This window comes from Streptomyces siamensis, assembly GCF_039543605.1.
GTDB classification, from domain to species: domain Bacteria; phylum Actinomycetota; class Actinomycetes; order Streptomycetales; family Streptomycetaceae; genus Streptomyces; species Streptomyces siamensis.
Genome location: NZ_BAABKB010000042.1, coordinates 65,476 through 79,372, shown reverse-complemented (window position 1 = coordinate 79,372; position 13,897 = coordinate 65,476). Strand labels below are relative to the sequence as shown.

The window sequence follows — 13,897 nt, the reverse complement described above, 5'->3', positions numbered from 1 at the left end:
TTCGGCCGCCGCTCGCGGGCGCCGCGCGTCAGCTCATGCGCAGTGCCAGGAAGAAGTCCAACTTGTCCTCCAGGCGTGACAGATCACGACTCGTCAACTGTTCGATCCGTCCGACGCGGTAGCGCAGCGTGTTGACGTGCAGGTGCAGACGGCTGGCGCAACGCGTCCAGGAACCGTCGCAGTCCAGGAACGCCTCCAGGGTGGGGATCAGCTCGGCGCGGTGCCTGCGGTCGTAGTCCCGCAGCGGGTCCAGGAGCCGGGCCGTGAAGGCGCGGCGCACGTCGTCCGGCACGAAGGGCAGCAGGAGCACGTGCGAGGCCAGCTCCTGGTGTCCGGCCGCGCAGACCCGGCCGGGGCGCGCGGCGGCGACCCTGCGCGCGTGCCGGGCCTCCTCCAGCGCCCCGCGCAGACCCTCCGCCGAGTGCACGGCGGCGCTGACGCCGAGGGTGAGCCGCCCGTCGTCGTCGAGCCCGGCGGACAGCGGGTCCCGCACCGCCTCCAGGAGCGAGTCGGCGAGCAGTCCCTCCTCGGAGCCGTCGTGCTCCGCGGACACCGCCGGGAGCGGAACGAGCGCGATGGCCTCATCGCCCGTATGGGCGACCGCTATCCGGTCGGAGTGCTCGGGGCCGGCGGACAGCGGGTCGACGAGGATCTCCTCCAGCAGCGACTGGGCGACCGGGCCGCCCTCGATCTCGCCGCCCTCCCACTCGACGCGCGCCACGACCACCTGCCAGTGCGGGGCGGCGCCGAGGCCGGGCAGCAGGACCGGTGCCGCGACCCGCAGCCGCGCCGCGATCTCGGCCGGCGCCGCCCCCGTCTGCACCAGCTCCAGCACCTCCTGCGCGAGCCGCCGCCGGACCGTGCGCGCCGCGTCGCGCCGGTCCCGCTCCACCGCGATCAGCTGGGTGACGCCCTGGAGCAGGTCGAGCCGCTCCTCGGGCCAGTCCCCGGCGTCCGCCTCGACGGCGAGCAGCCAGTCGGAGAGCACGGTCTCGCGCACGTCCCGCGAGGCGCCGGAGGACCGCCCGGACGCGCGGATCGGGAAGAGCGAGTACGTGGCCGTGCCGACCGTCACCCGGTGCGGGCCGCGGCGGCCGGTGCGGGCCGCGGCCAGGTGCTCGGCGGCGAGCTCGGCGCACACGTCGGCCGCCAGAGCCGCCCCCGCGACCTTCGAGCCGGCGATGGGCCGCCCGATGGGCGACAGGACCCAGGCCCGCAGGTCCAGGTCGCTGCCGAGCAGGTCGAGGACCACGTCGGGGCCGCCGCCGGCCGGGCCGGACGTCATCATCCGGCGGTGCCGGTCCACCACGGCCGCCAGGTCCCCGGCCCGCTCGCCCGAGACCTGGCGCACGACGTGCTCGGTGATGGTCGCGAAGGCCACCGACTCGTTCACCGCGAACAGCGGCAGCCGGTGCCGGGCGCAGGCCAGGATCAGGTCGTCCGGCACGTCGCCCAGCTCCGCCTCACCGGCGGCGAGGGCGGCCACTCCGGCGCCGGCGAGGATGCGGACGAAGGACTCGGAGTCGGCGGCGTCGTGCCGCCAGGCGAGGCCGGTGAGGACCAGCTCGCCGCCCGAGAGGTACCGGCTGGGGTCCTTGAGGTCCGTGGTCATCACGCCGCGCACCGCACGGTCCAGCTCGTCCTCGCCGCCGAGCAGCCGCAGGCCCAGCGCGTCGGTGTCCAGCAGTGCGCGCAGCCGCATTCTCGTCGCCGCCGTTCTGTGTCTCGAAATCTACGATGGTTCTGTGGCGAGGACCCTTGTGGGTCGCCCCCCTCGGGAGCGGGGGCACGGGTCCTCGGGACGGTGGCCGAGGCCCCCGTGTGGCCGTGTCCTGGGCTTTCGTGAGCGGTGCTCCTTGATTCCCAGGTCGTGCCGGATGTTTCCAGAGGAAAGCGAAGAGGTTACTGATGACCTCCGTTCATACGAATCTACAAGATGAGCTCCCTGGCCAGCCAACTCCTTCATGGTTTCGGTGACTGACCCCGGTGCGGGACGGCGCTGTGTACTGGCCCCACTCCGCGTAAACAACTCATGAACGAGCCGGGCCCGCCGCACACGATCTGGCTTGAACAGAACGACCCACGATACGAAGAAGAGAGCCACTCATGGACTTCCTTCGCCCCGCCAGCTGGGAGGAGGCGCTCGCCGCCAAGGCTGAGCACCCCACCGCTGTGCCGATTGCGGGTGGCACCGATGTGATGGTCGAGATCAACTTCGACCACCGCCGGCCCGAGTACCTCCTGGATCTCAACCGCATCGGCGAGCTGAGCGAGTGGGAGGTCGGCGAGGAGAGCGTGCGCCTGGGCGCCTCCGTTCCGTACACCCAGATCATGGAGAACCTCCGCGGCGAGCTTCCCGGTCTGGCGCTGGCCTCCCACACGGTGGCCTCCCCGCAGATCCGCAACCGCGGCGGCGTCGGCGGAAACCTCGGCACCGCCTCCCCGGCCGGCGACGCCCACCCCGCCCTCCTCGCGGCCGGCGCCGAGGTCGAGGTCGAGTCGGTACGCGGCTCCCGCCTCATCCCGATCGACGAGTTCTACACCGGCGTGAAGCGCAACGCGCTCGCCGCCGACGAACTGATCCGCGCCGTCCACGTCGAGAAGGCCGACGGCCCCCAGCAGTACTCGAAGGTCGGCACCCGCAACGCCATGGTCATCGCGGTGTGCGCGTTCGGCCTCGCCCTGCACCCGCAGACCCGCACGGTCCGCACCGGCATCGGCTCCGCGGCGCCGACCCCGGTCCGCGCGAAGACCGCCGAGGACTTCCTGAACGCGGCGCTCGAAGAGGGCGGCTTCTGGGACAACGGAAAGATCATCACCCCGTCGGTCGCCAAGCAGTTCGCGGACCTGTGCTCCGCCGCCTGCAACCCGATCGACGACGTCCGGGGCACGGCGAGCTACCGCCGCCACGCGGTCGGCATCATGGCCCGCCGCACCCTGACCTGGACCTGGGAGTCGTACCGCGGCACCGCCGCCGCCACGGAGGGAGTCGCGTAATGCGCGTCAATTTCACGGTCAACGGCCGTCCACAGGAGGCCGACGACGTCTGGGAGGGCGAGTCGCTCCTCTACGTCCTGCGCGAGCGGCTGGGCCTGCCCGGCTCCAAGAACGCCTGTGAGCAGGGCGAGTGCGGTTCCTGCACGGTCCGCCTCGACGGTGTGCCGGTGTGTTCGTGTCTGGTCGCCGCCGGCCAGGTCGAGGGCCGCGAGGTCGTCACGGTCGAAGGGCTCGCCGACTTCGCCAAGCAGCGTGCGGAGCACGGTGGTTGCGCGACCGGCGCCTGCGGATCCGCCGAGAAGGCCGGGACGTCGCTCGACGCGGCGAAGCAGTGGGCGGCCAAGGGCCACGACTCGCAGACCGGTGAGGGCGTCGAACTCTCGCCCATCCAGGAGGCGTTCATCGACGCCGGTGCCGTCCAGTGCGGATTCTGCACCCCGGGCCTGCTGGTCGCCGCCGACGAGATGCTGGAGCGTAACCCGAACCCGAGCGACGCGGACATCCGCGAGGCGCTGTCGGGCAACCTGTGCCGCTGCACGGGCTACGAGAAGATCATGGACGCCGTCCGGCTCGCCGCCGCGCGCCAGTCCGAGCCCGAGGGGGTCTGACGCCATGGCCGACACACGTACCACCGGCATCCCGTCCAAGGTGACCCAGGGGTCGAAGACCAAGGGCGGCATCGGGGAGTCCACCCTCCGCCCGGACGGCACCCTCAAGGTCACCGGCGAGTTCGCCTACTCGTCCGACATGTGGCACGAGGACATGCTGTGGGGGCAGATCCTGCGCTCCACGGTCGCCCACGCCGAGATCGTGTCGATCGACACCTCCGAGGCCCTCGCACAGCCCGGCGTCTACGCCGTCATGACGTACGACGACCTGCCGACCGCCGTGAAGAACTACGGCCTGGAGATCCAGGACACCCCGGTCCTCGCGCACGGCAGGGTCCGCCACCACGGCGAGCCCGTCGCGATCGTCGCCGCCGACCACCCGGAGACCGCGCGCCGCGCCGCCGCGAAGATCAAGGTCGAGTATCGCGAACTGCCCGTCGTCACGGACGAGGCGTCCGCGACCGCGCCCGACGCGATCCTCATCCACGAGAACCGCGACGACCACCACATCGGCCACGTCCCGCACCCGAACATCGTGCACCGTCAGCCGATCATCCGCGGCAATGCCGAGAAGGCCGCCGAGAAGGCCGACTTCGTCGTCAAGGGCGAGTACACCTTCGGCATGCAGGACCAGGCCTTCCTCGGCCCGGAGTCCGGACTCGCGGTGCCGGGCGAGGACGGCGGCGTCGACTTGTACATCGCCACCCAGTGGCTCCACTCCGACCTGCGCCAGATCGCCCCGGTCCTCGGCCTGCCGGAGGACAAGGTCCGGATGACGCTCTCCGGCGTCGGCGGCGCCTTCGGCGGCCGCGAGGACCTGTCGATGCAGATCCACGCCTGCCTGCTGGCGCTGCGCACCGGCAAGCCCGTCAAGATCGTCTACAACCGGTTCGAGTCCTTCTTCGGACACGTCCACCGCCACCCGGCGAAGCTGTACTACGAGCACGGCGCCACCAAGGACGGCAAGCTCACGCACATGAAGTGCAGGATCGTCCTGGACGGCGGCGCCTACGCGTCGGCCTCCCCGGCGGTCGTCGGCAACGCCTCCTCGCTGAGCGTCGGCCCGTACGTGATCGACGACGTCGACATCGAGGCCATCGCGCTCTACACCAACAACCCGCCCTGCGGCGCCATGCGCGGCTTCGGCGCGGTGCAGGCGTGCTTCGCCTACGAGGCCCAGATGGACAAGCTCGCCGACGCGGTGGGCATGGACCGGGTCGAGTTCCGGCAGCTCAACGCCATGGAACAGGGCACGATCATGCCGACCGGGCAGCCGGTCGACTCGCCGGCCCCCGTCGCCGAACTGCTGCGCCGCATCAAGGCGATGCCGCTGCCGCCCGAGCGCCAGTGGGAGAGCTCCGAGGGCGCCGACGTACGGCAGCTGCCCGGCGGCCTGTCCAACACCACGCACGGCGAGGGTGTCGTGCGCGGCATCGGCTACGCGGTCGGCATCAAGAACGTCGGCTTCTCCGAGGGCTTCGACGACTACTCGACCGCGAAGGTCCGCATGGAGGTCGTGGGCGGCGAGCCCGTCGCCACGGTCCACACCGCGATGGCCGAGGTCGGCCAGGGCGGCGTCACGGTCCACGCACAGATCGCCCGCACCGAGCTGGGCGTCACCCAGGTGACCATCCAGCCCGCCGACACGCAGGTGGGCAGCGCCGGTTCGACGTCCGCGTCGCGCCAGACGTACGTCACCGGCGGCGCCGTCAAGAACTCCTGCGAGCTGGTGCGCGAGAAGGTCCTGGAGCTCGGCCGGCGCAAGTTCGGCACCTACCACCCCGCGTGGGCGACGGCCGAACTCCTCCTGGAGGGCGGCAAGGTCGTCACCGACGGCGGCGAGGTCCTCGCCGATCTGGCCGACGTGCTCGAAGGCGAGGCCGTCGAGGTCGAGGCCGAGTGGCGGCACCGTCCGACGGAGGCGTTCGACCTGCGCACCGGCCAGGGATTCGGGCACGTCCAGTACTCGTTCGCCGCGCACCGCGCCGTCGTCGAGGTGGACACCGAGCTCGGCCTGGTCAAGGTCGTCGAACTGGCCTGCGCCCAGGACGTCGGCAAGGCCCTCAACCCGCTGTCCGTCGTAGGCCAGATCCAGGGTGGCACCACCCAGGGCCTCGGCGTGGCGGTCATGGAGGAGATCATCGTCGACCCGAAGACCGCGAAGGTGCGCAACCCCTCCTTCACGGACTACCTGATCCCCACGATCCTCGACACGCCGACCATCCCCGTCGACGTGCTCGAACTCGCCGACGACCACGCCCCGTACGGGCTCCGTGGCATCGGCGAGGCCCCGACCCTGTCGTCCACCCCGGCCGTTCTCGCGGCGATCCGGAACGCGACGGGTCTGGAGCTCAACCGGACGCCGGTACGCCCCGAGCACCTCACGGGCACCGCGTAGGCACCGGGCAGGACTCTCCGGGCGGCGCAGGGAACGTCACACTTCGCCGCGCCGCCCGGAGTACTCAAGTGCCGCACCGCTCGCGGAACTTGAACCATCGGAAAGTGATCAACGTCAGTACCAGCAGCAGATCCTGATCGTTCGTCTCGGGCCGTCCCCCGGGTCGTGCGGCCGAAGCACCTTCCCAAATCCCACAGCCGCACGTGCGGTTGATCAGCCGTCAGGGCGGCTGTCTCGGGTGCCCCTTTGAACCTTGGGAGTAGGCCCACATGACCCAGCAGTCTCTGGAGCCGAAGACCGTCGCGGAGGACGCGGGCGCGGGTAGCCGCGTCCCGGCCGGACGGTCCTGGCTCGACCGGTACTTCCACATATCCCAGCGGGAGAGCTCGATCGCGCGCGAGGTGCGCGGCGGCGTCACCACCTTCATGGCGATGGCGTACATCCTGTTGCTCAACCCCCTCATCCTGTCCGGCAAGGACGCGGCGGGGGACACGCTCGGCCAGAAGGCCCTGATCACCGCGACCGCGTTCGCGGCGGCCTTCACCACGCTCCTGATGGGGTTCTTCGGCAAGGTGCCGCTCGCCCTCGCCGCGGGACTCTCCGTCTCCGGAGTGCTCTCCTCGCAGGTCGCCCCGCAGATGACCTGGCCGCAGGCCATGGGCATGTGTGTGATGTACGGCGCCGTGATCATGCTCCTGGTCGTCACCGGCCTGCGCGAGATGATCATGAACGCGATCCCGCTGGCGCTGAAGCACGCGATCACCATGGGCATCGGCCTCTTCGTCGCCCTCATCGGCCTGGTGAAGGCCGGCTTCGTGCACCAGGGCAAGTCGACCCCGGTGACCCTCGGCCCGACCGGTGAACTCGCCGGCTGGCCGGTCCTGCTCTTCGCGGCGACCCTGCTCGCGATCTTCATGCTCCAGGCACGCGGCATCCCGGGCGCGATCCTGATCGGCATCGTCGGCGGCACGGTGGTCGCCGTGGTCCTCAACGCGGCCGGTGTCATCGACCCCAAGCAGTGGGCCAGCGGCGCCCCCGAACTGCACGGCAGCGCCGTCTCGATGCCGGACTTCTCGCTCTTCGGCAAGGTCGAGTTCGGCGGCTGGGGCGAAGTGGGCGCGATGACGGTCGGCATGATCGTCTTCACCCTCGTGCTCGCCGGGTTCTTCGACGCGATGGCCACCATCATCGGCGTCGGCACCGAGGCCAAGCTCGCCGACGCGCAGGGCCGGATGCCGGGCCTGTCCAAGGCCCTGTTCATCGACGGCGCGGGCGGCGCGGTCGGCGGTGTCGCCGGCGCCTCCGGCCAGACGGTCTTCGTCGAATCGGCGACCGGCGTCGGCGAGGGCGCCCGCACGGGCCTCTCCTCCGTCGTCACCGGCCTGTTCTTCGCGGCCTGCCTGTTCTTCACCCCGCTCACGGCGATCGTCCCCGGCGAGGTCGCCGCGGCGGCCCTGGTCGTCATCGGCGCCATGATGATGATGAACGCCCGCCACGTGGACTGGGCCGACCGCGCCACCGCGATCCCGGTCTTCCTGACCGTCGTGATCATGCCGTTCACGTACTCCATCACCGCGGGAGTCGCGGCCGGCGTCATCTCGTACGTCGCCATCAAGGTCGCCCAGGGCAAGGCCCGGGAGATCGGGGCGTTCATGTGGGGTCTGACGGTGATCTTCTTCGTCTACTTCGCCCTCAACCCGATCGAAAGCTGGATGGGCGTCCACTGACGCCCGGCCACCCACCACGCAACCGCTGACAAGGAGACCGAGAGATGCTGGACATCGCCGAGGAACTGCACCGGTGGGTCGAGCAGGGACGCGATTTCGCCGTCGCCACCGTCGTGGCCGTCGGCGGCAGCGCACCCCGCCGGCCGGGCGCCGCACTCGCGGTCGACTCCGACGGCACGGCGATCGGCTCGGTCTCCGGCGGTTGCGTGGAGGGCGCGGTCTACGAACTGTGCCGGCAGGCCCTGGAGGACGGCGAGACCGTCCTCGAACGCTTCGGCTACAGCGACGACGACGCCTTCGCGGTCGGCCTGACCTGCGGCGGCATCATCGACATCCTGGTCACCCCGGTCCGCGCCGGCGACGCCGCCCGGCCGGTGCTGGCGGACGCGCTGGCCGCCGCCGCGGGCGGGCGGGCGGCTGCGCTGGCACGCGTCGTCTCCGGGCCCGCGGAACTGCTGGGCCGCGCCCTCCTCGTACGCCCCGACGGCTCCTACGAGGGCGGCTTCGGCGCCCACCCCGAACTCGACCGCACCGTGGTGGGGGAGGCCGCGGCCCTCCTGGACGCGGGGCGCACCGGCACCGTGGAGATCGGGGAGCAGGGCTCCCGCTGCGGAGCGCCGCTCACCGTGCTCGTCGAGTCCTCGGTGCCGCCGCCCCGCATGATCGTCTTCGGGGCGATCGACTTCGCCTCGGCCCTCGTCCGCATCGGCAAGTTCCTCGGCTACCGGGTGACGGTGTGCGACGCCCGCCCGGTCTTCGCGACGCCCACCCGCTTCCCCGAGGCGGACGAGATCGTCGTCGAGTGGCCCCACACGTACCTGGAGGGCACCGAGACCGACTCCAGGACGGTGCTGTGCGTACTGACCCACGACGCCAAGTTCGACGTACCGCTGCTCCGGCTCGCCCTGCGGCTCCCGGTGGCCTACGTCGGCGCGATGGGGTCGCGCCGCACCCATCTGGAGCGCAACGACCGCCTGCGCGAAGTCGGCGTCACCGAACTGGAGCTGGCGCGGCTCAGGTCGCCGATCGGCCTGGATCTCGGCGCCCGCACGCCCGAGGAGACGGCCCTGTCCATCGCCTCGGAGATCGTCGCCGACCGGCGCGGTGGCAGCGGCATTTCGCTGACCGGCGCCCACACTCCGATCCACCACGACGCGGGGTCGGCGCCCGTGGGGCGGATCGGGTCGGTGGCCTGACCCTGCTCCCTCGGGTCAGCGAAGTTCCTTGAGGGGAAGGATCGACCTGCCCGCCCGAGCCAGCACGGGAGCGAGGGACGGATCAGCTGTCGGCGTCAACGCGTCCACCGCTGCCTGCACCGCCGCCCATGCATCGGCCCCTTCGAGTTCGGTGGCCCGGAATCTGGCGAGATAGCCGCGATGGCGTTGCAGATGGCTGAGATTGCGGCGGTTGAGCTGCCGTTCCGACATCAGCCCGACGACTCCGCGCAGCGCGTCGAGGAACACGGCGTCGGACGACTGCGAGTGCAACTCGGTCAATCCGACGCCCATGCTCAGCAGGCTGACGTTCACGTCCTCCTGCTGAACGGACGACGGCAGTGCGATACCGCAGAGCAGGATGTTGGAGGCGTACTCACCGGCCAGTCCGGTGACCGTTCCCCATGCCGTGAAGAAGTTGACCTCCGGCTCGCCGTCGGTCATCGACGACAGCTCGCGACCAGTGCGTTCGGCGAAGCGCCGTGCGTCGTCGATACGGTCCGCACGGCGCAGCGCGATGATCTGAGCGGTGCGGAAACTGAGCCGCCACGGTGACGCGGCGACCGCGGCCTCGGCGGCGGTCACGGACTCCAGCGGAAAGCGTCGCTCGTTGGGTCCGACCAGGCCCAGGGACAGATAGGCGGCCGCGTGGAGGTCCTTGTCGAAGTCTCCGGTCTGCTTGTGGATCTCGACCGCCGCGGTGGTCAGCCGCTGTGCGAGGGCAGGGAGCTCCCCCGGGTCCTGCTTCTGGCTGATGTCGAGGGCGGCATCGGCGATGGACCGGTGACGGACCCAGAGCTCACGCCCGTATCCGGACACCGCCGCCTCCATGCCCAGCGGATTCGTGACCTCCCATTCGACGGCCACGGCCGGCTGCAGGCCCATGGCCTGAGCGAGCACTCGCTGGGACAGCGGGGCCGCTTGATCCTTCTCGGGATCGTAAGCGGTGTGGAGCAGCGCGATCATCAGGAAGCACTCCCGGAGCGTGCCGTTCCCGACGGGGGAGTACGCCTCGAGCCGCTGGAGCATCGCACCGACGTGTTCGCGCAGCATCGGCCCGTACCGCAGCTGGAGCATGGCCCCCACCAGAGCGCTGTCGCGGCGTCCGTAGGAAGCCGCGGCCAGCTGGACGAGTCTGTCGGCCCGCTCGTCCTCCGGCGTTCCGGCGAGTTCCCCGAGGGCGTCCGCTTCCTCCCAGGCGGTGACGAGATCCTGGCCGTCCTTCTCCGTGAGACCCAGGCTGGGTACCGTCTCGAGCGATCCCCGCAGCCGGCCGGTGGCGCCCCGGTCGCGCCACTCACGCTCCTGCGCCGTCAGCAACACATGGATGTCGGTGCGGCCATGGGCCTCGCAGGCCACGATGAGCCGCTGCAGGTCGTCGACGACGAGAGCCCCGTCGTCGCTCACCAGCAGGATGTGGTGGCCGGGCCGGTGCGGCACCGCCAGCAGTGCGTTGAGGTCGAGCGCGGCGCCGGGCTTGCGCCAGTAGACCGTGATGTCGTCGCGGGCCCTGACGAGGTCGACGGTCGCCTGTCGCAGGGCGATGCTCTTGCCCTCACCCATGGGAGCCACGGCGGCCACGATGCGCTTGGCGAGCCCGCCGTTGAGACACCTGTGCACTCTGCCGGTCAACGCTCCGACGAGAGACAGCCGGGGGACCCGGACGTCGAGCGCCGTGCGCCAGTCCGGTTCGGCGCCGTCGAAGAAGCCGACCACCTGGCCCGCGTCGTGCTTCCGGCGTGCCTCCTTCTCAAGGAAGGCGGGGGTCACCTGCAGCCAGCCGTCCAGATCGGGCTGCGGGGCGACCTGCAGATACTCGTCGAGCAGCGCCGGAAGCATCTCGTTGGCGTCGATACCGTCGTAGAAGTATGTCCGCGGTGCCGAATTGAGCTCCTTGAAGAGACCGGACGCGAAGTCGGCCTCGGTGAGCTTGGCGTACGAGCACCAGATCAGGTCGATGCCCGTCATCTCCTGCTCCTGCACGCGATCGCGCAGCGACCGGGAGAAGGCGTCGTCCCATCCGCTGTAGCCGATCACCACCACTGTGTGGTCGCGCAGCGACTCACGCAGACTGCCCCGAAGTTGGCTCCGCTCCTTCTCCAACTGGGCGACGGTGTGCAGTGTGTCGCCGCGGCGCCAGTATCCGTGCACGTGCGCGATGTCGATGTTGTTCCTGTGATCGCCCCGGATCAGCCTGCCGTCGAGGTCGAAGTACTGGAAGTTCGCTTCGGCGCCGGCCTTGCGCACGGCGATCTCCAGCAAGGGGTCGAAGTTCGTGGTGATCACCGGGCCGCGGCGCTCCGCGGGCACGAAGCGCAACAACCTGCCCAGCGCCTCCGTGGCCCGCGTGAGATTCCACTGGTCGAATTGCTCTTCGGCAGCCGCGAGTTCATGCGGATCGTTCCGTCGGTAGAGACTATTCCTGGTCGGGCTCTTGCCCGTGTAGGCCCTCAGGACCGCGGCACGGATGGCCGAGTTGAGCGCGTCCTGGCCGACGTTGTACTCGAGGAAGCGGGCCGCCTGCTGGTACCGCTCGCCGTCGCTCGGCCCGATGACCTTCTGGTCGAACCGGTCGCAGCTCCTGGGGGTGTCCAGCATTTTGCGCATCGCGTCGACGATCCCGCCGACCCCCTCCACCGCTCCCACGCTGATGCCCGAGCCGGTGACGAAGGCGATCGGCTTGTCGCCCTTGAGCAGCAGCGAAAGCAAGCGGGTGATCAGGTCGTCCTGATCGCCGGTCATCACCCCGTCGGTTGCCACAGAATCAACTCCCGCACATAGTCCGTGAATCCTTCGATTCTAAGTCAGCTCATGCGTCGCGGTTGACGACCGAACTTGTACCGTGGCCGGTGGCATCGGGTCCCCGGAGGGCGGGGTGCCCTCGGGTCAACGGCACAGCGGGGGAACGCAAGGTGAGTGGGTCGGTGGCCGAACAGGGCGGAACCGGAGGGCCGGAGGCGCCGGAAGGCCGCCGCCTCTCGTCGGCCGCGACGGCGGTACTGGGTGTCCTCCTCCTGGTCGACGTCGTGTTCGTGTGCGGAGCCCTGGTGAGTCTGTGGCCGGTGGTGCTCGAACTCGTCCAGCCCGGCAGCGACGTCGGCGCCGGGCTGCCGTGGTCGCCCTTCGGCCTGGCACAGTGGTCGCTCACCCCTGACACCGCGATGCTGGTCGCGGTGATTCTCTGCAGCGCCCTCGGCAGCTTCGTCCATGCGGCCACGTCCTTCGCGACCTATGTCGGCAACAGGCGGCTGTATGCGAGCTGGCTGTGGTGGTACCTGCTCAGGGCCGGCATCGGGGTGGCACTGGCCCTGCTGGTCTACTTCCTGCTGCGCGGTGGTCTCTTCGCCGGGAGTTCGGGGGCGGGGGCGACCAATCCGTACGGCTTCTCCGGCATCGCGGGTCTGTGCGGTCTGTTCTCCAAGCAGGCGACGGACAAGCTCCGGGAGATCTGCGACACGGTCCTGAGCACGACCAGCGACGGTGACCGTGACCGCCGGGACAAACTGGCCGTGGCACCGGACGGCGAACCCCGCGCGCGCGGTATGTGAGTCGTACCTGTCAGACGTTGCGGCAGGCAGCCCCGGTCCGGTGCGACGGGCCTTTCTCGTGCAGGCGTATTGACGCGAGCATGGCCTTCGATGACTCTCGTGGGAGCGCTCCCGCAAGTCCCTCGTGACCGTTGCGCATCAGGAGTGAACCCCTATGAGACGTGCCCCCACCTGGCTCGCCGCCCTCTCGCTCGGACTGACGGCCCTGTTCGCCGCGCCGTCCGCGCAGGCCGCCGACACCGCCGGGCCGGCCGGCCGCGGCCCCTCCCTGTACGTCCCGGACGCCAACCCGCAGGCGTACCGGCAGGCCTACGAACTCGCCCGCCAGGGCAAGTTCCTGGACGCGGCGGGCATCCTGGCCATGGTCGGCACCCCCCAGGCCGTCTGGTTCGGCGACCAGACGCCGGCCCAGGTGGAGCGCATGGTCCGCCAGGTCGTCCGGGACGCCGACGAGGACGACGCCGTGCCCGTGCTCGCGCTCTACGACATCCCCGGCCGCGACTGCTCCAACTACTCCGCGGGCGGGGCCGCCGACACCGCCGAGTACAAGGAATGGATCGACGCCGTGGCACGGGGGATCGGCAGCCGCGACGCGATGGTCACCCTGGAGCCCGACGCCCTCGCGCTGCTGCCGTCGGACTGCGGCCAGGACGACGCGCAGGGCACGAAGACCGCCGCGCGGTACCTGGAGGTCAACTACGCGGTGGACCACCTGGAGCCGCTGCGCGGAACCCGCGTCTACCTCGACACCGGACATCCCGGCTGGCACGCCGTCGACTCCATCGTGCCGCGTCTGATCAAGGGCGGTGTCGGCCACGCGTCCGGCTTCTACACGAACGCCTCGAACTACAACACCGACGACGCCAACTCCTGGTACGGCAAGCTGATCTCCTCGTGCATCGCCTACGTGGGCGCAGGCGGCGACGTCGCCGCCTGCCCGAACCAGTGGTGGCCGCGGGCGGACGCGCAGGCCTGGCTCGACGCGAACGTGCACACACCCCCGTCCCGGATGACGCACTTCGTCACCGACTCCAGCCGCAACGGGCAGGGCCCCTGGACACCACCGGCCGGCACCTATCCGGACCCGCAGGACTGGTGCAATCCGCCGGACCGCGGCCTGGGTGCCCGGCCCACCCTGCGCACCGGCGACCCGTTGCAGGACGCCCGGCTGTGGATCAAGACGCCGGGCGAGTCGGACGGGCTGTGCCTGCGCGGTACGCCGGGGCCCCAGGATCCGGAGCGCGGGACGGTCGATCCCGAGGCGGGCGACTGGTTCCCCGAACAGGCCCTGGAACTGGTGCGGTTCGCCAACCCGCCGGTCCTGCCGCGGAGCTGAAGCTCCGGCGGCAACCCCTGGTCCGCCCGCCCAGGGCCTGAACGGCTCAGGCGGTCCGGTCCGCCCGCC

Annotated in this window: 9 protein-coding genes; 7 read left to right on the top strand and 2 right to left on the bottom strand. The window is 70.7% G+C overall.

Annotated elements, in window-relative coordinates:
- Positions 1–28: 28 nt before the first annotated feature.
- On the bottom strand, positions 29–1,702 hold the full coding sequence (locus ABEB03_RS38860) for a PucR family transcriptional regulator (protein ID WP_345657664.1): 1,674 nt from the start codon (positions 1,700–1,702) through the stop codon (positions 29–31).
- A gap of 404 nt (positions 1,703–2,106) precedes the next feature.
- Between ABEB03_RS38860 and ABEB03_RS38855 the strand changes: the two genes are divergently transcribed.
- The 5 genes from ABEB03_RS38855 to ABEB03_RS38835 all read left to right on the top strand — a co-directional run bounded on the left by ABEB03_RS38855 (position 2,107) and on the right by ABEB03_RS38835 (position 8,926).
- Complete coding sequence (locus tag ABEB03_RS38855; RefSeq protein WP_345657663.1) at positions 2,107–2,997, top strand: FAD binding domain-containing protein; 891 nt, start codon at positions 2,107–2,109, stop codon at positions 2,995–2,997.
- On the top strand, positions 2,997–3,605 hold the full coding sequence (locus ABEB03_RS38850) for a (2Fe-2S)-binding protein (protein WP_345657662.1): 609 nt from the start codon (positions 2,997–2,999) through the stop codon (positions 3,603–3,605). The genes ABEB03_RS38855 and ABEB03_RS38850 overlap by 1 nt, the downstream gene beginning before the upstream one ends.
- A 4-nt stretch (positions 3,606–3,609) precedes the next feature.
- Positions 3,610–6,003, top strand: a complete 2,394-nt coding sequence (locus ABEB03_RS38845) for a xanthine dehydrogenase family protein molybdopterin-binding subunit (protein ID WP_345657661.1) — start codon at positions 3,610–3,612, stop codon at positions 6,001–6,003.
- A 269-nt stretch (positions 6,004–6,272) separates the two neighbouring features.
- Complete coding sequence (locus ABEB03_RS38840; RefSeq protein ID WP_345657660.1) at positions 6,273–7,730, top strand: NCS2 family permease; 1,458 nt, start codon at positions 6,273–6,275, stop codon at positions 7,728–7,730.
- A gap of 44 nt (positions 7,731–7,774) precedes the next feature.
- Positions 7,775–8,926 (top strand): XdhC/CoxI family protein, encoded by a 1,152-nt coding sequence (locus ABEB03_RS38835; protein WP_345657659.1) that lies wholly within the window; start codon positions 7,775–7,777, stop codon positions 8,924–8,926.
- Positions 8,927–8,941: 15 nt separating this feature from the next.
- On the opposite strand, the gene ABEB03_RS38830 is transcribed toward ABEB03_RS38835, so the two are convergent.
- Positions 8,942–11,704 (bottom strand): P-loop NTPase, encoded by a 2,763-nt coding sequence (locus tag ABEB03_RS38830; protein ID WP_345657658.1) that lies wholly within the window; start codon positions 11,702–11,704, stop codon positions 8,942–8,944.
- Positions 11,705–11,868: 164 nt separating this feature from the next.
- Here ABEB03_RS38830 and ABEB03_RS38825 point away from each other — a divergent pair, with 164 nt between their 5' ends.
- The gene (locus tag ABEB03_RS38825) at positions 11,869–12,492 is read left to right on the top strand and encodes a hypothetical protein (RefSeq protein ID WP_345657657.1); all 624 of its coding nucleotides are present in this window, start codon (positions 11,869–11,871) and stop codon (positions 12,490–12,492) included.
- 154 nt (positions 12,493–12,646) lie between these two features.
- Positions 12,647–13,828, top strand: a complete 1,182-nt coding sequence (locus ABEB03_RS38820; protein ID WP_345657656.1) for a glycoside hydrolase family 6 protein — start codon at positions 12,647–12,649, stop codon at positions 13,826–13,828.
- Positions 13,829–13,897: the final 69 nt, after the last annotated feature.